The organism is Thermocatellispora tengchongensis (genome assembly GCF_014202315.1).
In the GTDB taxonomy this organism is placed as follows: Bacteria; Actinomycetota; Actinomycetes; order Streptosporangiales; family Streptosporangiaceae; genus Thermocatellispora; species Thermocatellispora tengchongensis.
In genome coordinates this window covers 624,970-642,716 of record NZ_JACHGN010000003.1, presented here as the reverse complement: position 1 = coordinate 642,716, position 17,747 = coordinate 624,970, and the positions used below count along the sequence as shown (strand labels likewise).

Sequence of the window (17,747 nt, the reverse complement as noted above, 5' to 3'; positions counted from 1 at the left end):
AGCACTATTGCCGTTCCGGCTCCGGCGTGCATGTCTTGTGTCGAGAGGACGTACACGGGGAAGGCGGGCACGCGATGCCGGAGCGGCCGGGGGTGCTGGTCCTGATGGGGTCGGGCGAGACCAGCCCGACCATGGTCGAGGTGCACCGGTCGGTGGTCAGGCCGCTGGGCGGCCGGCCGCGGGCGGTGCTGCTGGACACGCCGTACGCGTTCCAGGAGAACGCGGCCGACATCTCCGCGCGGGCCAGGGCCTACTTCGCCCGCAGCGTCGGCCTGGAGGTCGAGGTCGGGGAAGACGTGGCGGGGGCCGACTGGGTGTTCTCCGGCCCCGGCAGCCCGACGTACGCTCTGGGCCGGTGGACGGCCTCCCAGGTCGCCGGGGACCTGCGGGCGCGGGTGCGGGCCGGCGACGGCGTGACCGTGCTCGCCTCGGCCGCGGCCTGCACCGCGGGCCTGGCCACCGTGCCGGTGTACGAGATCTACAAGGTGGGCGCGGAGCCCGGCTGGCGCGAGGGCCTGGACCTGCTCGGCGCGATCGGGCTGCGCGCGGCGGTGATCCCGCACTACGACAACGCCGAGGGCGGCACGCACGACACCCGGTTCTGCTACCTCGGCGAGCGGCGGCTGTCGCGGATGGAGCGCGAGCTGCCCGAGGACGCCGCGGTGCTGGGCATCGACGAGCACACCGCCGTGCTGCTCGACCTGCGCGCCGGGACGGTGCGGGTGGCCGGGCGCGGCGGGCTGACCGTGCGGCGGCGGGGCGCGCAGCGCGTGCTCCCGGCCGGCTCCGCCACGACGCTGGCCGGGCTGCGCGACCTCATCGCCACCGGCGGCGCCGGCCACGTGCGGGTGGCCGGGAGCGCGGCCCCGGAGCACCGGGAGCCCCCGGCGGTCACCCTCGCCGAGTCCACGGCGGAGTACGCCGGCCGCTTCGACGCCGCGCTCCGCGCGCGCGACACCGAGGCCGCCACGCGGGCGGTGCTGGACCTGGAGACCGAGATCACCAAGTGGGCCGCCGACACCGAGGAGGACGAGGGCGGCGTGGAGCAGTCGCGCGAGGTCCTGCGGCGGCTGATCGTCCGGCTGGGCCGCCTGGCCGACGCCGCCGACCCGCGCGAGCGGCTGGCCCCGCTGGTGGAGCCGCTGCTCGGCCTGCGCACCCGGATGCGCGAGCGCGGCGCGTACGCCGACGCCGACGCCGTGCGAGAGGCGCTGGCGGCGGGCGGCGTCATCGTGCGCGACACCCCCGAAGGGCCCACCTGGGCCCCCGCCGCCCCGCCGCGTACCTGACCCCGGCCGGGTGGCGATCTCCCCCCGCGTCCGCGCGAGGTGGGAGGATGGCGGTCATGGCCGCCGGCGGATCGAACGGATCGAGCGGATCGAGCGCATCGAGATCCGAGGCGCCCGGAGCCCGGCTCCCGGCGCCCGCCGGCGTGCTGCTGCGCGCATCCCGCGCCCTGGCCTTCGCCACCGTCTGCACCGTGATCTCGGCCTGCGGCCACGCCCTGGCGGGCGGCGGCCCCGTGCCGGTGGGCGTCGCGGCCCTGGCCGCGGGCGTGGCGTTCGGCGCCGCCTACCTGCTCGGCGACCGGGAGCGCGGCCTGGACACGATCTTCCCGGCCGCGCTGGCCGCGCAGAGCCTGGCCCACGAGCTGTTCGCGCGGGCGGGCCCGCCCGAGCCCGCCGTGCCGGCGTCCCCCGGCCACGGCCATCCGGGTCCGGGCATGCTGCTCGCCCACCTCACCGTGGCCCTGCTGACGGCCTGGTGGATGCACCGCGGCGAGAGCGCGCTGTGGCTCATGGCCCGCCTGTGGGGCGCGCCGCCGCCCCGCCCGCGCCTTCTCGCCCCCGTCCCGCCCGCGCCCGTACGCGTCGGCCCCCTCCCCCTCGCTCCGCGCCCCACCCCCTCCGGCGGTCAGGACGCGCCCGCGACGGCCATCCGCCGCCGCGGCCCGCCCTCGCGGCGTTCCGCCTCCCGGCACCTGCCGGGTGCCGCGTGAGGCGGAGCGGTGAGCGTGCCGTGGCGTGGCGCCCGGACGCCACCGCCCGTGTCCGTCCAGTGACCCATGCCGATAGACGCAGGTGGAGTACCAGTGTTGATGACATCGCGGAACGTGTGCCGGGCCCTCGCCGCCCTGTGCTGCCTCGCCGTCGTGCTGCTCGGCGGCGCGCGGCCCGCGCTCGCGCACGACAGGCTCAAGAGCAGCTCGCCGGCCAGGGACGCCACGGTGGAGTCCGTGGCGGAGATCGTGCTGGAGTACAGCGCCAAGGTGCGCTTCCCGGCCGTGGTGCTGCACGACGCCTCGGGCCGCGCCGTGCCGCTCGGCAAGCCGAGGACCGACGGGCCGAAGGTGATCACCGAGGTGACCGGGCAGGTCCCGGCCGGCGAGTACACGATCGGCTGGCGGGTGGTCTCCTCCGACGGCCACCCGATCGAGGGCGAGATCCCGTTCACCGTCACCGGCGGCCCCGCCACGGCGACGCCTTCCGGCACCGCGACGCCCACCGGACCTTCCGCCACGGCGGCGCCCTCTGACACAACGGCGCCCTCTGACACGACGGCGCCCTCCGGCGCCGCGACGCCCTCCGCCGCGGCGGCTCCCGGCGCCTCGCGGGCGGGGGCCACGGCGGCGGTGGAGCAGGACGCGCCGCAGGGCGTGCCGGTCTGGTTCTGGCTCGCGCTGGGCGTCCTGGTGGCGATCGGCGGCGCCGTGTGGTTCCGGGCCGGCCGTCGCAGCGGGGCGGGCGGCGGCGAGGGCTGAGCCCTGGAGCCGCGTGGCCCGGGACCGCACGGCTGCCCCGCTGGGGCCGTGTGGTCCCGGGCCCGCCGGGCATCCGGGCCCGCGCGGGCTACGGGAGCGCTACGGGAGCAGCGCGTCCACGTAGCCGCCGTCCACCCGCAGTGCTCCGCCGGTGGTGGCCGAGGCGAGCGGCGAGGCCAGGTAGACCACCATGTTGGCGATCTCCTCGGGCTCGATCAGCCGCTGGAGCAGCGACTGCGGCCGGTGCAGCCGCATGAACTCGCGCTGGGCCCGGTCCCAGGGCAGGTCGCGGTCCACGAGCTGGTACACGAAGTCCTCGACGCCGCCGGTGTGGGTCGGCCCGGCGATCACGCAGTTGACGGTCACGCCGGTGCCGGCCGCCCGCTTGGCGAACCCGCGCGACACGGCCAGCAGGGCGGTCTTGGACATGCCGTAGTGGATCATCTCGGCGGGGATCACGACGGCGGAGTCGCTGGCGATGTACTGCACCCGGCCCCAGCCCCGCTCCATCATGCCGGGCAGGTACGCGCGGGTCAGCCGCACCGCGGCCAGCACGTTGACCTCGAAGTAGCGCCGCCACTCCTCATCGCCGATCTCCAGGGCGGGGCGCGACTCGAAGATGCCGAGGTTGTTGACCAGCACGTCCACCTCGGGCAGCCGCTCCACGACGCTCGCCGCGCCCTCCTCGGTGGCCACGTCGGCGGCGAGCGGGACCACCTCGGCGCCGTCCACCTCGGCGCGCAGCTTCTCCGCCGCCTCCTGCACCGTGGCGGGGCTCCTGCCGTTGACCGCCACCCGCGCCCCCGCCCGCGCGAGCCCGGTCGCGATGGCCGCGCCGATGCCCTGCGTCGAGCCGGTGACCAGCGCGGTCTTGCCGTTGAGGTCGATTCGCATGGTCCCCATCCTGCCCAGGGCGGGGCCGGTTCATGAGGGCGGGCTCAGGGCTGCGCGGCGGCGGCGGCGTACTCGGCGGTGACCTCCAGGGGGAGCAGGTGGCCCGCGCCCGGGAAGACGCGCACCCGCCAGTCGGGGCGGCGGGAGGTCACGTCGTCGATCGCGGCGGTCTGGACGAGCGGGTCGCGGTCGCCGTACAGCAGGGTGACGGGGGCCGCCACGCGCTCGATGACCTCGCGCAGGCGGGCCGGGCGGATGAACATCGCGGCCAAGGTGGCGGCGAAGGCGCTCAGGGCCGGGCCCATGTTGGCGTGCCGGGACCGCATCTCGGCCAGTTCCTCGGCCCACACGGCCACGGTCTCCGGCGCGATCCGGGACGGGTCGCCGCCCAGGACGTCCAGCCGCCCGCCCGCGGCCAGCGAGGCGGGATCGCTGTAGCGGCGGATCTTGGCGTCGTACAGGAAGGGGCCGAACACGCGCAGCAGGACGCGGGCGAGCGGCGGGCCGGCCAGCAGGACGGCGCGGCCCACCGTCTGCCAGAACACGACCTCATCGGGCGGGAGCGGCCCCGGCAGGGGCGGGGCGGTGAGCACCATGCGCACGACGTGCCGGGGCGCGATGTCGGCGTGCATCAGCGCGACCAGGCCGCCCATGGACCAGCCGTGCAGCACGTACCGGTCCAGGCCGAGCGTGGCGGCGAAGGCGCGCAGGAAGCGGGCGTTGGTCTCGGGCCGCACGGCGTTGGGGCGGGGCGCGATGGTCTCGCCGGCCATCGTGCCCGGCATGTCGGGCGCGAACACGGGCCCGTACGCGCTGAGCGCCCGCATCACGTCCAGCCAGATGGTCGCGCTGCCCGCCATGGGGTGGACCAGCAGGTGCGGGACGGCGTTCGGCGGCGCGCCCGGGGCGGCGCCGGCCGCGAGGTACCCGACCCGCACCCCGTGCACCCTGGTGATCTCGCTGCGGATACCCGCCCAGCGGGGCGAGCGCTCACCCCAGTCCGTGTACCGCACGAAAGACAGCCTCCTCGCCGCGGACCCGGCCGGCCGCCCCGCCTCCACCCGCCCCGCGCGGCGCCCGGCCCCGGATCATGAGCCTATCGTGACCCCCCGCCCCGGCGAAGGCCCCATGCCCGCCTGGGGGCGGCAGGCGGCGCCGGGCGACCCGGCGCACGGGAACGGCGGCCCGGCGGCGGACGGGAGCGGCGGCCCGGCGGACGGGACCGGCAGCACGGCGACCGGCGGCACGGCGACCGGCAGCACGGCGGACGGGAGCGGCGGCCCGGCGCCGAGCGCGGGCGGCAGGAGCCGGGCCGGGACGACCGGTACACTGAGCGGCGTGTCTTCCGCGGCGGTGGGGCCCGCCGCCTCCCGCCTTCGCGGCGGGAGCAACCGCGGTGAGCGCCGCCAACGGTCCCTGCCAGGTGTCGATCTCTCATGCCGGCAGGAGGAACGCATGCCCGCAGCACCGGCCCCTCGGTCCCAGCCGTCGTCGCAGGCCGTCCTGGCCGCCGTCGCGGCGGGCGGCGCCATCGGGGCGGTCGCGCGCCACGGCCTGGCCGCCGTCCTCCCCCACGGGCACTTCGCGTGGTCCACGCTGGCCGTCAACCTGACCGGATGCCTGCTCATCGGCGTGCTCATGGTGCTGATCACCGAGGTGCGCCCGGCGCACCCGCTGGTGCGGCCGTTCCTGGGCGTGGGCGTCCTGGGCGGGTTCACCACCTTCTCCACCTACATCGCCGACATCAGGCAGGCGCTCGACGCGGGCGCGGGGGCGGCGGCGCTGGCGTACCTGGTGCTGACCGTCACGGGGGCGGTGGCCGCCGTGTGGGCGGGCGCGTCCCTGACCCGCCTCGCCGCCGCGGCCGTCCCGCGCCGGGCCGCCGAGCCCGCGGGCGAGGAGGGCGCCGCGTGACGGTGCTGCTCGTCGCACTGGGCGCGGCGCTCGGGGCCCCGCTGCGCTACCTGGCCGACCGGCTGGTGCAGGCCCGCCACGGCACCCCGTTCCCCTGGGGCACGTTCACGGTCAACGTCTCGGGCTCGGCGCTGCTCGGCTTCCTGATCGCGCTCCCGGCCGGCGACACGCTGATGGCGGCGGCGGGCACCGGGTTCTGCGGCGCCCTCACGACGTACTCCACCTTCGGCTACGAGACCCTGAAGCTCGCCGAGGGCGGCGCGCGCCTGCTCGCGGTGCTCAACGCGGTGGCGAGCGTGGTCGCGGGCCTGGGCGCCGCCTATCTCGGCGCGGCCCTGGCGCACGCCTTCCTGGCCTGACCGCCCCCGGCGGACGACGGCGTGTGCGGGATCACATTGTGCACCTTTACCGCCTGATCTCTCCGCTTACTGCGGTGTTTTACGCAGATATGGGCGATCGCCGCCACACATCATGAACGCACGACATGAGCGGGCCTCACGGCCCTTTCCGAAGCGATCACGATGAACAGGAGCATTGCCATGCAGAAGATCAGTCGGCGTGTGGCGCGCACGACCATGCTGGGCGGCCTCGTGGCCGCCGCCCTCGCCACCACCCCCGGCATCGGGCAGGCCGCCGCCGCGCCCGGCGACCTGACGGTGGCCAGGGTCTCCGGCGCGATCACGATCGTGCCCGGGACCGTGGACGTCAACGACACCGTCGAGGTGGTCAGGTCGGGGACGTCCTTCCTGGTACGCAACTCCACCGGCACGCTCAGGGCCACACCGGGCGGCGGGTGCGACCAGGTCAACGCGAGGGAGGTGAACTGCGGCACCGGCATCGGCGGCCTGTCGGCGAACCTCGGCGGCGGCAACGACACCTTCACCGCCCGCGTGCCGCTGACCGGGGCGGTGAGCGGCGGCAACGGCGCCGACGTGTTCAACGGCGGCCTGGCCACCGGGGGCGGCACCACGCTGACCTACCAGGGCGGCGGGGGCAGCGACACGGTCAGCTACGCGGGGGCGGGCGTGAGCGTCCAGGTCACCGTGGACGGCGTGAACAACGACGGCCGCAACTCCGGCGGCTTCATCGACCGCGACAAGGTCCTGACCGACGTCGAGGTCATCATCGGCAGCCGGTTCGGCGACACCATCACGGGCGACGACACCGCCGAGATCATCAACCCGCTCGGCGGCGACGACCGGATCTCGGCCAACGGGGGCGCCGACACCGTGGAGCTGCGCGACGGCGGCAGGGACACCTTCGCGGACTGCGGCTCCGGCCGGGACATCGCGAACGCCGACGCCGGCGACCGCCCCACCGCCTGCGAGACCGTCAACCGCTGACCGGCCAGGGCGGCGGGGCGGGTAGGGCGGCAGGGCGGGCGGGGGGCGGTGCCCGGCCCGCCCGCCTCGGCGCGTCCTCGGGGGCGGGGCGGCGGCTAGGCCTTGACCTTGCGGTTCTGCTTGGCGTCGGCGGCGTTCGCGGCGCCCATGGTCTTGGCCGCCGCGCCGGCAGGCATGGCGGGCTCGCCGTCCGCGGCGGCCGGTGGGACGTGCACGATGCCGCCGCGGTTGTCGTAGGCGTCGGCCTCGGGGTCGTCCATCCAGATGCCGCCGTGGGCGAGGTACCGGAAGCACACGCTGGTCCCGGGCGGCACCGGCACGACGGCCGTGTGCATCCCGTTCGCGTCGGGCGTCATCGGGTGGGCGTACGGGTCCCAGCCGTTGAAGTCGCCGACCACCGAGATCGGGCCGCGGATGTCGGCCGGAAGCGAGAAGGTGAGGTCGACCAGTCCGTCCCGGCGAATCTTGTCCCGTTCGATCATGACAGCCCCCTGTCCGTGTACGCATGCTCGCCATGCGGAGCTTCACGCGGTTCACGCGTTTTTCCTGTCGAGACCTAGCTGAAGCCGAACGGCGATTCCGCACAACGCGCCACACCGCCCCCCCGCTTATCCTTTATCCCGTCCTTTATCCCGGCGAAGCGGAGGCGTGGGACATGCCGGAATCGGGCGACCGGCCCCTGGCGCTGGTGACCGGGGCGGGGCGGATGGCGGGGATCGCGGCGGCGGTCGTGACCCGGCTGGCGGAGGCCGGCTGGGACGTCGCCTTCACCTACTGGCGGTCCTACGACGCGCGCATGCCGTGGGGCGAGGACGCGGGCGCGGCCGGTGAGCTGCGTGCCCGGGTGGAGGCGGCGGGGGGCCGGGCGCTGGCGGTGGAGGCCGACCTCGCCGACCCGGCGGCGCCGGCGGCCGTGTTCGGGCGGGCGGAGGAGGCGCTGGGGCCGGTGACCGCGCTGGTCATGTGCCACTGCGAGTCCGTCGACTCCGGCATCCTGGACACGAGCGTGGAGAGCTTCGACCGCCACTTCGCGGTGAACGCGCGCGCCACCTGGCTGCTGGTGCGCGAGTACGCCCTGCGCCACCGCGCCGCTCCGGGCGCGGGCCGGATCATCGCCTTCACCAGCGACCACACGGTGTTCAACCTGCCCTACGGCGCGAGCAAGGCCGCCCTGGACCGGATCACGCTCGCCGCGGCCCGGGAGCTGGCCCATCTGGGCGTGACCGCGAACGTGATCAACCCGGGGGCGGTCGATACGGGCTGGATGACCCCGGAGCTGAAGGCGCAGGTGGTCGAGGCGACGCCGCTGGGCCGGCTGGGCACGCCGCGCGACTGCGCCAACCTGGTGGCCTTCCTGTGCTCGCCGGAGGGCGGCTGGATCAACGGCCAGCTCCTGTACAGCAACGGCGGCTCCACCGCCTGAGGCCGCTCTTCCGGCGGGCGGTCAGCCCGCCGTGGCGCGGGCGGCGTGGATCTCGTCGAGGTGGTCCTCCACCCAGGCCCGCAGCATGCCGAGCGGGCCGGCGACGCCGCGGCCGAGGTCGGTCAGCGCGTACTCGACGTGCAGCGGGACGGCCGGGTAGATCGTGCGGTCCACGAACCCGTGCTCCTCCAGGCGGCGCAGGGTCTGGGTGAGCACCTTGGGGCTGATGCCCTCCAGGCGGCGCTGCAGGGCGCCGAAGCGCTGCGGGCCCTCCTCCAGCGCGCCCACGGCCAGCGCGGACCACTTGTTGGCCAGCAGGTCGAGCACCTCGCGGCAGGGGCACTGGGCGGCGTAGACGTCGTGCCGGTCGTGCTGGCCGGTGCCGCAGGTCATCGCCATGACGTGGTCCTTTCCTGGCAGGGGGATTACTTTCCGAAAGATAGCAGGCTCCCTTGCTAGTTACTACCACCCTTTGGGTAGCTTCGGCTCGCCGGACGGCGGCCCGCCGTCCGCGCGACCGCATCCCAGAGGAGGGAAACCGTGTCATCCACCATGCGCGCGATCACCCAGGACGCCTTCGGCGGCCCGGAGGTGCTGCGTCTCGCCGAGGTGCCGCGCCCGGAGCCGCTGCCGACCGAGATCCTGGTCCGGGTCCACGCGGCGGGCGTGAACCCGGTGGACTGGAAGACCCGCGCGGGCGGCGGCATGGCCGGCACGCTCGGCGGCCCGCCGTTCATCCTGGGCTGGGACGTCTCCGGGGTGGTCGAGCAGACCGGGTTCGGCGTGACGACCGTCGAGCCGGGCGACGAGGTGTTCGGCATGCCGTGGTTCCCGCGGCAGGCGGGCGCGTACGCGGAGTACGTGACCGCGCCGTCCCGCCAGTTCGCCCGCAAGCCGCACAGCCTGAGCCACGAGGCCGCGGCCGGGGTCCCGCTGGCCGCGCTGACCGCATGGCAGGCCCTGATCGACACGGCCGGCATCGCCCGCGGGCAGCGGGTGCTGATCCACGCGGCGGCGGGCGGCGTGGGGCACCTGGCGGTCCAGATCGCCCGGCACGCCGGCGCGTACGTCATCGGCACCGCCTCGGCCGCCCGGCACGACTGGCTGCGCTCGCTGGGCGCGGCCGAGGTGATCGACTACACCGCGACCCGGTTCGAGGACGCGGTGGGCGACGTGGACGTGGTGCTCGACCTGATCGGCGACTCCCACGACCGGACCGGCACGCGCTCGCTGGAGGTGCTGCGCCCCGGCGGCCTGCTGATCGAGGTGCCGTCGGGCGTCGCCCCGGACCTGCTGGACCGCGCCCGCGACCGGGGCGTGCGGGCCACCGGGATCCTGGTCGAGCCCGACGGCGGCGCCCTGACGCGGATCGCCGGCCTGATCGACAAGGGCGAGCTGGGCGTCGAGGTCGAGGAGGTCTACCCGCTCCAGGACGCCGCCGAGGCGCACCGGCGCGGCGAGCTGGGCCGCACCCGCGGCAAGATCGTGCTCAGGGTGGCCTCCTGACGGTCGTGACCCCCCTCACGACAGCAGCCGCGCGGGGGTGATCGGCAGATCGCGGACGCGGCGTCCGGTGGCGTGGTAGACCGCGTTCGCGATCGCGGCGGCGGTGCCGACGATGCCGATCTCGCCGATGCCCTTGCTGCCCATCGGGTTCAGGTAGGGGTCCTCCTCGTCGATCCAGACCGCCTCGACGTCCTGCACGTCGGCGCAGGCGGCGACGTGGTACTGCGCCAGGTCGTGGTTGAGGAAGTCGCCGAACCTGGGGTCCACGAAGGACTCCTCCATCAGGGCCATGCCCAGGCCCATGGTCATGCCGCCGATGAACTGGGAGCGGGCCAGGACCGGGTTCACGATCCTGCCCGCGGCGAACACGCCGAGCAGGCGCGGCACGCGCACCTCGCCGGTGTCGGCGTCCACCCGCACCTCGGCGAACTGCGCCCCGAAGGCGTGCCGGGCGAAGGCGGAGCCCGCCGCGACCTCCTCGGAGGTGTCGGCGCGCCCCTCCTGGCCGCCGTTCTTCAGCAGGGCCTCGCAGGCGCGCACGACGGCGGTGCCCCAGGACGCGGTGCCCATGGAGCCGCCCGCGAGCGAGGCGCGCGGCAGGTCGCTGTCGCCGATCTCGACCCGCACCCGGTCGGGCGAGGTGTTCAGGGCCTCGGCGGCGATCTGGGTGAGCACCGTGCGGGCGCCGGTGCCGATGTCGGCCGCGGCGACGCGTACGACGTAGCCGCCGTCCTCGGCGACGGCCGTGGCGGAGGACGGGCGGCGGTAGGCCGGGTAGGTGGAGCACGCGACGCCGGTGCCGACCAGCCACCGGCCCTCGCGGCGCACGCCGGGACGCGGGTCGCGCCGGTCCCAGCCGAAGCGGCGCGCGCCCTCGCGCAGGCAGGCGACCAGGTTGCGGGAGCTGAACGGCCGCCCGCTCTCGGGCTCGGCGGCGGGCTCGTTGAGGACGCGCAGCTCGACCGGGTCGATGCCGGCCGCCTCGGCCAGCTCGTCCATGGCCGACTCCAGGGCGAACATCCCCGGGCACTCGCCGGGGGCGCGCATCCACGACGGGGTCGGCACGTCGAGCCGGACCAGGTGGTGGGTGGTGCGCAGGGCGGGCGCCGCGTACATGACCCGGGTGGGGGTGGTGGTCTGCTCGGCGAACTCCTTCAGCGTCGAGCTCTGCTCGACGGCGTCGTGGTCGATCGCGGTGAGCCGGCCGTCCTCGTCGGCGCCCAGCCTGACCCGCTGGATCGTCGGCGTGCGGTAGCCGGTCATGTCGTACATCTGCTGCCTGGTCAGCGCGACCTTCACCGGGCGGCCGGCGGCGCGGGCCGCCACCGCGGCCACGATCACGTGCGGGCGCGGGGTGCCCTTGGAGCCGAAGCCGCCCCCGACGTGCCGGGAGATCACCCGGACCTGGTCCTGCCGCAGCCCGAGCACCGCGGCGATCGTGTCGCGGTGCGCGGTCGCGCCCTGGGTGGAGTCGTAGACGGTCAGTGAGCCGTCGGGCTCCCAGGCCGCGATGGCGGCGTGCGGCTCCATCGGGTTGTTGTGCAGGGCCGGGGTGGTGTAGGTCTGGTCCACCGTGTACGCGGCGTCGGCGAGCCCCGCCTCCACGTCGCCCTTCTCGGTGCGGCCTGGGAAGGCCGGGTTGACCCGCTCCGGCGCGTACAGGCGGGGGTGGTCGGGGCGCAGCACCACGTCGTGCGGCTCGGCCTGGTACTCGATGCGCAGCGCGGTCTCGGCGGCCTCGCGCGCGATCTCGGCGGTCTCGGCCACGACGACGGCCACGACCTGCCCGTGGTAGGCGACCTGCGGGCTCTGGAAGACGGCCAGCTCGGGGTCCTCCACGGACCCGAGCGGGGGCGGGTCGGCGCTGGACACCACGGCCAGCACGCCGGGCACGGCCAGCGCCGCCTCGGCGTCGATCGTGGTGATCCGGCCCCGGGCGATCGGGGCCTGCACGGGATGCCCGTACGCCGCGCCCTCCACGGCGTACTCGAAGGCGTAGGTCGCGCGGCCGGTGACCTTCTCCCGGCCCTCGACGCGGCGCATGCCGCCGATGGTGCTCATGGGGCCAGCTCCGTCAGTGTGGCGACGATCAGGTTGCGGGCGAGGGTCACCTTGTAGGCGTTGCGGGGCAGCGGGCGCGCGAGGGCCAGCTCGGCGTCGGCCGCGGCGGCGTACGCGTCGGGGCCGGCGGTCCTGCCGAGCAGGGCGCCCTCGGCGCGCGCCGCGCGCCACGGCACGTGCGCGACGCCGCCCAGCGCGATCTTGCAGTGCCGCACCACGCCGGCGGAGTCCACGCCGAGCAGCGCCGCCACCGAGACCAGCGCGAAGGCGAACGACGCCCGCTCGCGCACCTTGCGGTAGACCGAGCGGCCCGGCGGCGGGGCCGGCAGCTCGATCGCGGTGATCAGCTCGCCCGGTTCGAGCACGGTGTCGCGGCCGGGCTCGGCGCCGGGCAGGCGGTGCAGGCCGGGCATCGGCACGACCCGCTCGCCTCCGGGCCCGATGACGTGCACCCGGGCGTCCAGCGCGGCGAGCGCCACCGCCATGTCGGAGGGGTGGGTGGCCACGCAGGCGTCGGAGTGGCCGATGATCGCCAGGTTGCGGTGGTCGCCCTCGATCGCCGGGCAGCCGTCGCCGGGGTGGCGCTTGTTGCACGGCTTGGACACGTCCTGGAAGTACGGGCAGCGGGTGCGCTGCAGCAGGTTGCCGCCCACGGTGGCCATGTTGCGCACCTGGCCGGACCCGCCGCTGAGCACGGCCCGCGCCAGCATCGGGTAGCGCCGCCGGATCACCGGGTGGGCGGCGAGGTCGCTGTTGCGCACGGCGGCGCCGATCCGCGCTCCCCCGCCCGACGGGGCGGCCTCGATCCGGTCGTACGGCAGGCGGCTGACGTCCACGAGGCGGGCGGGCGTCTCGACGCCGAGCCGCATCAGGTCCACCAGGTTGGTGCCGCCGCCGAGGTACCTGGCGCCCGGCTCGCACAGCGCCACGGCCTCGCGGCCGTCGCGGGCGCGGGCGTACTCGAACTCCCTCATCGCCCGGCCACCTCCCGTGCCCGCTCGGCCGCGACGCGGTGGACGGCGGCCACGATGTTGACGTACGCGCCGCAGCGGCACAGGTTGCCGCTCATCCGCTCGCGGATCTCCTCGGCGGTCAGCGCCGGGTCCTCGGTGAGGTCGCCGGTGACCGCGCTCGGGCCGGGCTCGCGCAGCATGCCGGCGGCCGAGCAGAGCTGGCCGGGCGTGCAGTAGCCGCACTGGAACGCGTCGCACTCGACGAATGCCGCCTGGAGCGGGTGCAGCTCCTCGCCGTCGGCCAGCCCTTCGACCGTGGTGATCTCCAGGCCGTCGCAGGCGACCGCCAGGGCGAGGCAGGCGTTGGCCCGCCTGCCGTCGATCAGCACGGTGCAGGCGCCGCACTGGCCGTGGTCGCACCCCTTCTTGGAGCCGGTGAGCCCCAGGTGCTCACGCAGCAGGTCGAGCAGCGAGACGCGGGTGTCGAGGCTCAGCGAGCGCTCCACCCCGTTCACGCGCAGAGTGATCTCCGCCATGCGGACTGCCGTACCCGAGCCCCCGGAGGCTAACCCTCCTGCTCAGGGGCATGTCCCCGGTCCTGTTCCCGGACCGCCCTGCGGTCCGCGGCCAGGTCGGCGAGCGCGGCGCACAGCGCGATGAGCACGAAGCCGATGACGACGGCGAGCGCGCGCTGGAACGCCAGGGCCCAGTCTCCGCCGCTTGCGGACAATGTGGCGAAGTACACCGCGCCGGCCGCCGCGATGCCGACCGCGGTGCCGATCCGCTGCCCGGTCTGCAGGACCCCCGCCGCGCTGCCGCCGCCCGCGGGCGGCACCTCCGACAGCGTGATCGTCTGGTTGGGCGAGATCACCAGCCCGCTGCCGACCCCGGCGGCGAGCAGCGGCGCCGCAGTGACCAGCCCGGCGTGGTCCCCGGGCACCAGGTGCACGGCGAGCATGGTCACCGTCAGGCCCGCCACGACCGCGACCAGCCCGGCGGCGACGACCTGGCGGCCGTACCTGGCCACGATCCGCCCGCCGACCATCGCGGCGGCGGCGGAGCCGAGCGCGAAGGGCGTGATGGCCAGCCCGGCGAGCAGGGCGCTGTAGCGCAGGCCGTTCTGCAGGTAGAGGGTGAAGGCGAAGAAGATCCCGGTGAACCCGGCGAAGTAGAGCAGCGAGATCGCCGCGCCGAGGCGGTAGGAGCGCAGGCGGAACAGCTCCAGGTTCACCATCGGCTCGGGGTGCCGCCGCTCCCAGGCGGCGAAGCAGGCCAGCACGAGCGCGGCGGCGGGCAGCAGCAGCCACTTGCCGGCCCCGCGCCACTGCTGCTCCTGCACGAACGGGAGCAGGAGCAGCAGCACGCCCAGCCCGAGCAGCGCCACGCCCACCGGATCGAGGCTGTGGCGGCGTCCCCCGGCGCCGCTTCCCCCGGCACCGCTTCCCCCGGCACCGCTTCCCCCGGCCCGGAGGTCGCGCGGGGAGGGCAGCAACCGCCAGGCCAGCGGCAGCGCCACCAGCCCCACCGGCAGGTTGACGTAGAACACCCAACGCCAGCCGTCCTGGTTCCCGGCCACGGCGATCAGGACGCCGCCGATGAGCGGGCCGGCGGCGGTGGCGAGGCCGATCACGGCGCCGAGGGCGCCGAAGGCCCGGCCGCGCTCCTCGCCGCGGAACAGCGTCTGGATCAGCCCGGCCGTCTGCGGCGTGATCAGCCCGCCCGCCAGGCCCTGCACCAGGCGCGCGGCCACCAGCCACCCGATGGACGGCGCGGCGCCCGCGACCGCGCTGGCCACCGTGAACAGCCCCAGCCCGGTGGTGAACACCGCCCGCCTGCTGCGCGCGTCGCCCAGCCGCCCGGCGGCCACCAGCACCAGCCCGAAGGTCAGCGCGTAGCCGCTGAGGATCCACTGCAGCGCGTCGGAGGTGGCGCGCAGCCCCTGGTGGATGGACGGCAGCGCGACGTTCACGATGCTGACGTCGAGCAGCGTCATGAAGGCCGCGACCAGGCACACGGCCAGCGCCCGCCACCGCCGTGCCACCACCGCCTCGGGAACCGCGTCCGCACCCGCTCGTGCCCGCATGTGCGTGCATTGTCCGAGCCGCCCGCCGCCAAACCCCCGAATACCGGCCAAACCCCGGACATCGACCGGACCCCCACACACCGGCCAGCCCCGACACCGGCCGACCCCCACACCGCCGCCGCCCGCACACCCACCGCCCCCCACACACCGACCCGGCCCCCCACATATCCACCGCCGCACACCGATCGCCCCCGACACCCACCTCCCCCCGAGTGCCCCCCACAACTCACGGCCCCCCGCCACACCAGCGACCCCGCACACCCACCGCGCCCCGACACACCGACCGAACCCCACACACCCGCCCCTCGCACACCGAGCGAACCCCACACAGCGACCGGTCACACACACCGGTCGCCTCCCACGGATCGGCCCCCCACACACCGGTCGCCTCCCACCGACCGGCCCCCCACACACCGGTCGCCCCCCACACCGACCGAACCCCACACACCGGTCGCCCCCCACACCGACCGAACCCCACACACCGGTCGCCCTCCACACCGGCCGAAGCCCACACACCGACCGGACGAGGTCTGGGGCCGGAACGGTCTTGTGGGAGTTGTGGGGAAACACCTAACCAGGGCTCCGGGCGGGTTAACCTGCCACGGTGGATCGTGACAAGGACGACGTGGCGGCGGGCGCCAACGGGACGGCGGGCTCCAAGGGGATAGCGGGCTCCAACGGGACGGCGGGTCCCTCCGGAGCGGCGGGCCCCAACGGGACCGCGGGGCTCCCCGAGGCGGCGGGCCTTCCGGGGGCGACGGGCCTTCCGGGCGCGGCGGGCCTTGCGGGGACGGCGGGCCTTCCCAGAGCGGCGGGCCCCAACGGGACCGCGGGGCTCCCCGAGGCGGCGGGCCTTCCGGGGGCGACGGGCCTTCCGGGGGCGGCGGGCCTTCCCGGAGCGGCGGGCCTTCCGGGGGCGACGGGCCTTCCGGGGGCGGCGGGCCTTCCGGGGGCGGCGAAGGTTGCGGGGGCGGGGAACGGTGTCGCCGGGGCTGAGGCCGTGGGGCGGGTGCTCGGCACCCAGGCCGCCTCGCCGCTGTCGTTCTGGGTGGGGCTGGAGCCCGGGTCGGTGGCGCAGCTCGACGACGTCCTGGTGACGCGGCGGCACGTGCCGGGGCACGGCGACGTGCTGGTCGCGGGGGTGGTGACCACCGTCGAGGCGCGGCACGAGGGCGCCACGTACGACTCCGACGTGTTCCTGATCGCCGGCGGCGCGCTGCCCGCCGCCGTGGTCGAGTCGGCCGAGGTGCGGGTCACCCGGGTGGAGCCCGAGGTGTTCGTGCCGCCGCTGCCCGGCGCGGTGGCCTACCGCGCCGGCGACTCCGACCGCGACCAGGCGCTCTACTTCGACGTCATGGAGCGGCGCATCCCGGCCGGGCTGGGCCGCGACGGGCAGCCGATCTACCTCAACTTCGACTTCCTCGACGGCACCCGCGGCGCGCACGTGTCGATCTCCGGGGTGTCCGGCGTGGCGACCAAGACCTCCTTCGCCACCTTCCTGCTGTACTCGATCTTCAACTCCGGGGTGCTCGGCCCCGAGTCCGCCAACACCAAGGCGCTGATCTTCTCGGTCAAGGGCGAGGACCTGCTCTTCCTCGACCACGCCAACAAGCGGCTCGACGACGCGGCGACGGGGGCGTACTCCCGGCTCGGGCTGCCCGCGCGGCCCTTCCAGAGCGTGCACGTCTTCGCGCCGCCGCGGCCCGGCGACGCCAACGGGGTGCCCCACGTCTCCGCCCGCACCACCGGGGTCAGCGCGTTCTACTGGACCCTGGCCGAGTTCTGCGACCAGGAGCTGCTGCGGTTCGTCTTCGCAGACGCCGACGACGAGCGGGCGCAGTACTCCCTGCTCGTGGGCCAGGTCGCGGCGCGGCTGCGGGCGGCGTACGAGGTGGCGGGCGACTCGGGCGCGGTGCTGCTGCGCGGCCCCGACGGCCAGGCCGGCCCGGTGTGCCGCACCTACGGCGACCTGATCGAGTTCCTGGACGATCAGCTCACCGGCGAGGCCACCCGCGCCACGTGGGCGGGCGCGCAGGTGCCGCTGGGCACCGTCAACGCGTTCCTGCGCCGCCTGCGCTCCTCGATCCGGCCGCTGTCGCCGATCGTGCGCGGCGACCTGCCGCGGGGGCGTCCGCACTCGATCAGCACCTCCGACGCCCAGGTGTCGATCGTCGATCTGCACAACCTGCCCGAGCGGGCGCAGCGGTTCGTGGTCGGCGTGGTGCTGCGCGGGGAGTTCGCGCGCAAGGAGGGCTCGGGCAGCGCCCGCCCGCTGCTGTTCGTGGTCCTGGACGAGCTGAACAAGTACGCCCCGCGCGACGGCGACTCGCCGATCAAGGAGATCCTGCTCGACGTCGCCGAGCGCGGCCGGTCGCTGGGCGTGATCCTGATCGGCGCCCAGCAGACCGCCTCGGAGGTCGAGCGGCGCATCGTGGCCAACTGCGCGGTCAAGGTCGCGGGCCGGCTCGACCCGGCCGAGGCCACCCGCTCGGAGTACGGCTGGCTGACCGGCACCGCGCGCGACCGGGCCACGATCGCCAAGCCGGGCACCATGTTCGTGGCCCAGCCCGAGATCCCGGTGCCGCTCGCGGTGGCCTTCCCGTTCCCCGCCTGGGCCACCCGCCCCTCCGAGGCCGGCGCCGGCCCCGCGCCCGCCCTGTCCCCCGGCTCCCCGCGCGGGCTGGCCGCGAGCGTCATCGGCCGCGCCGCGCCCGGCGGGGCCGAGGAGCCGGAGAAACCGGCCGACCCCTTCCACGGCCTGGCCGGCGCCGACGACGACGTCCCCCCGTTCTGAGCCCCCGAAGGAGAT

General features: G+C 75.6%; 17 protein-coding genes. 9 read left to right on the top strand and 8 right to left on the bottom strand.

The annotated features are described in order from the left end of the window. Positions 1-74: 74 nt before the first annotated feature. The 3 genes from HNP84_RS09180 to HNP84_RS09170 all read left to right on the top strand — a co-directional run bounded on the left by HNP84_RS09180 (position 75) and on the right by HNP84_RS09170 (position 2,761). A complete protein-coding gene (locus tag HNP84_RS09180) occupies positions 75-1,289 on the top strand; it encodes a CysS/YqeB C-terminal domain-containing protein (RefSeq protein ID WP_185048936.1) in 1,215 nt (404 codons plus the stop codon). 47 nt (positions 1,290-1,336) lie between these two features. Beyond that, positions 1,337-1,999, top strand: a complete 663-nt coding sequence (locus tag HNP84_RS09175; protein WP_185048935.1) for a hypothetical protein — start codon at positions 1,337-1,339, stop codon at positions 1,997-1,999. Positions 2,000-2,098: 99 nt separating this feature from the next. Continuing rightward, positions 2,099-2,761: a copper resistance CopC family protein gene (locus HNP84_RS09170; protein ID WP_185048934.1), complete on the top strand. Its 663-nt coding sequence runs from the start codon at positions 2,099-2,101 to the stop codon at positions 2,759-2,761. 99 nt (positions 2,762-2,860) lie between these two features. On the opposite strand, the gene HNP84_RS09165 is transcribed toward HNP84_RS09170, so the two are convergent. After that, positions 2,861-3,655, bottom strand: a complete 795-nt coding sequence (locus HNP84_RS09165) for an SDR family NAD(P)-dependent oxidoreductase (RefSeq protein WP_185048933.1) — start codon at positions 3,653-3,655, stop codon at positions 2,861-2,863. A gap of 44 nt (positions 3,656-3,699) precedes the next feature. Further along, complete coding sequence (locus tag HNP84_RS09160) at positions 3,700-4,668, bottom strand: alpha/beta fold hydrolase (RefSeq protein WP_185048932.1); 969 nt, start codon at positions 4,666-4,668, stop codon at positions 3,700-3,702. Between the two features lie 442 nt (positions 4,669-5,110). Between HNP84_RS09160 and HNP84_RS09155 the strand changes: the two genes are divergently transcribed. From HNP84_RS09155 to HNP84_RS09145, 3 genes are all read left to right on the top strand, one after another. Beyond that, complete coding sequence (locus HNP84_RS09155) at positions 5,111-5,569, top strand: fluoride efflux transporter FluC (RefSeq protein WP_185048931.1); 459 nt, start codon at positions 5,111-5,113, stop codon at positions 5,567-5,569. Beyond that, positions 5,566-5,928, top strand: coding sequence for a fluoride efflux transporter CrcB (crcB, locus tag HNP84_RS09150; RefSeq protein ID WP_185048930.1), 363 nt, complete (start codon positions 5,566-5,568; stop codon positions 5,926-5,928). Before HNP84_RS09155 ends, crcB begins: the two co-directional genes overlap by 4 nt. 180 nt (positions 5,929-6,108) lie before the next feature. Further along, on the top strand, positions 6,109-6,912 hold the full coding sequence (locus tag HNP84_RS09145) for a hypothetical protein (RefSeq protein ID WP_185048929.1): 804 nt from the start codon (positions 6,109-6,111) through the stop codon (positions 6,910-6,912). A gap of 95 nt (positions 6,913-7,007) precedes the next feature. On the opposite strand, the gene HNP84_RS09140 is transcribed toward HNP84_RS09145, so the two are convergent. Then, on the bottom strand, positions 7,008-7,394 hold the full coding sequence (locus HNP84_RS09140; protein ID WP_185048928.1) for an isoamylase early set domain-containing protein: 387 nt from the start codon (positions 7,392-7,394) through the stop codon (positions 7,008-7,010). Positions 7,395-7,567: 173 nt separating this feature from the next. Between HNP84_RS09140 and HNP84_RS09135 the strand changes: the two genes are divergently transcribed. Beyond that, a complete protein-coding gene (locus HNP84_RS09135; RefSeq protein ID WP_185048927.1) occupies positions 7,568-8,335 on the top strand; it encodes an SDR family oxidoreductase in 768 nt (255 codons plus the stop codon). 21 nt (positions 8,336-8,356) lie between these two features. Here the strand turns inward: HNP84_RS09135 and HNP84_RS09130 are convergent, their stop codons facing one another. After that, complete coding sequence (locus HNP84_RS09130) at positions 8,357-8,734, bottom strand: winged helix-turn-helix transcriptional regulator (protein WP_185048926.1); 378 nt, start codon at positions 8,732-8,734, stop codon at positions 8,357-8,359. Between the two features lie 153 nt (positions 8,735-8,887). Between HNP84_RS09130 and HNP84_RS09125 the strand changes: the two genes are divergently transcribed. Continuing rightward, entirely contained in the window at positions 8,888-9,841 is a 954-nt protein-coding gene (locus HNP84_RS09125; protein ID WP_185049049.1) for an NADP-dependent oxidoreductase, read from the top strand. Positions 9,842-9,856: 15 nt separating this feature from the next. Here the strand turns inward: HNP84_RS09125 and HNP84_RS09120 are convergent, their stop codons facing one another. The 4 genes from HNP84_RS09120 to HNP84_RS09105 are packed head-to-tail and all read right to left on the bottom strand — an operon-like array spanning position 9,857 to position 14,938. Beyond that, the gene (locus HNP84_RS09120; protein ID WP_246517925.1) at positions 9,857-11,902 is read right to left on the bottom strand and encodes a xanthine dehydrogenase family protein molybdopterin-binding subunit; all 2,046 of its coding nucleotides are present in this window, start codon (positions 11,900-11,902) and stop codon (positions 9,857-9,859) included. Then, positions 11,899-12,876 (bottom strand): FAD binding domain-containing protein, encoded by a 978-nt coding sequence (locus HNP84_RS09115; protein WP_185048925.1) that lies wholly within the window; start codon positions 12,874-12,876, stop codon positions 11,899-11,901. Before HNP84_RS09115 ends, HNP84_RS09120 begins: the two co-directional genes overlap by 4 nt. Continuing rightward, positions 12,873-13,391: a (2Fe-2S)-binding protein gene (locus HNP84_RS09110; protein WP_185048924.1), complete on the bottom strand. Its 519-nt coding sequence runs from the start codon at positions 13,389-13,391 to the stop codon at positions 12,873-12,875. Before HNP84_RS09110 ends, HNP84_RS09115 begins: the two co-directional genes overlap by 4 nt. Positions 13,392-13,420: 29 nt before the next feature. Next, positions 13,421-14,938: an MFS transporter gene (locus HNP84_RS09105; protein WP_185048923.1), complete on the bottom strand. Its 1,518-nt coding sequence runs from the start codon at positions 14,936-14,938 to the stop codon at positions 13,421-13,423. A gap of 1,009 nt (positions 14,939-15,947) precedes the next feature. Between HNP84_RS09105 and HNP84_RS09100 the strand changes: the two genes are divergently transcribed. Beyond that, the gene (locus HNP84_RS09100; protein ID WP_312924176.1) at positions 15,948-17,732 is read left to right on the top strand and encodes an ATP-binding protein; all 1,785 of its coding nucleotides are present in this window, start codon (positions 15,948-15,950) and stop codon (positions 17,730-17,732) included. Positions 17,733-17,747 lie beyond the last annotated feature (15 nt).

What these genes read in the sequence shown, in the direction of transcription:
- HNP84_RS09180 (WP_185048936.1), top strand. Translation starts at nt 75, where the DNA reads ATGCCGGAGCGGCCGGGGGTGCTGGTCCTGATGGGGTCGGGCGAGACC.
- HNP84_RS09175 (WP_185048935.1), top strand. Translation starts at nt 1,337, where the DNA reads ATGGCGGTCATGGCCGCCGGCGGATCGAACGGATCGAGCGGATCGAGC.
- HNP84_RS09170 (WP_185048934.1), top strand. Translation starts at nt 2,099, where the DNA reads ATGACATCGCGGAACGTGTGCCGGGCCCTCGCCGCCCTGTGCTGCCTC.
- HNP84_RS09165 (WP_185048933.1), bottom strand. Translation starts at nt 3,655, where the DNA reads ATGCGAATCGACCTCAACGGCAAGACCGCGCTGGTCACCGGCTCGACG.
- HNP84_RS09155 (WP_185048931.1), top strand. Translation starts at nt 5,111, where the DNA reads ATGCCCGCAGCACCGGCCCCTCGGTCCCAGCCGTCGTCGCAGGCCGTC.
- HNP84_RS09145 (WP_185048929.1), top strand. Translation starts at nt 6,109, where the DNA reads ATGCAGAAGATCAGTCGGCGTGTGGCGCGCACGACCATGCTGGGCGGC.
- HNP84_RS09140 (WP_185048928.1), bottom strand. Translation starts at nt 7,394, where the DNA reads ATGATCGAACGGGACAAGATTCGCCGGGACGGACTGGTCGACCTCACC.
- HNP84_RS09135 (WP_185048927.1), top strand. Translation starts at nt 7,568, where the DNA reads ATGCCGGAATCGGGCGACCGGCCCCTGGCGCTGGTGACCGGGGCGGGG.
- HNP84_RS09130 (WP_185048926.1), bottom strand. Translation starts at nt 8,734, where the DNA reads ATGGCGATGACCTGCGGCACCGGCCAGCACGACCGGCACGACGTCTAC.
- HNP84_RS09125 (WP_185049049.1), top strand. Translation starts at nt 8,888, where the DNA reads ATGCGCGCGATCACCCAGGACGCCTTCGGCGGCCCGGAGGTGCTGCGT.
- HNP84_RS09120 (WP_246517925.1), bottom strand. Translation starts at nt 11,902, where the DNA reads ATGAGCACCATCGGCGGCATGCGCCGCGTCGAGGGCCGGGAGAAGGTC.
- HNP84_RS09115 (WP_185048925.1), bottom strand. Translation starts at nt 12,876, where the DNA reads ATGAGGGAGTTCGAGTACGCCCGCGCCCGCGACGGCCGCGAGGCCGTG.
- HNP84_RS09110 (WP_185048924.1), bottom strand. Translation starts at nt 13,391, where the DNA reads ATGGCGGAGATCACTCTGCGCGTGAACGGGGTGGAGCGCTCGCTGAGC.
- HNP84_RS09105 (WP_185048923.1), bottom strand. Translation starts at nt 14,938, where the DNA reads ATGCGGGCACGAGCGGGTGCGGACGCGGTTCCCGAGGCGGTGGTGGCA.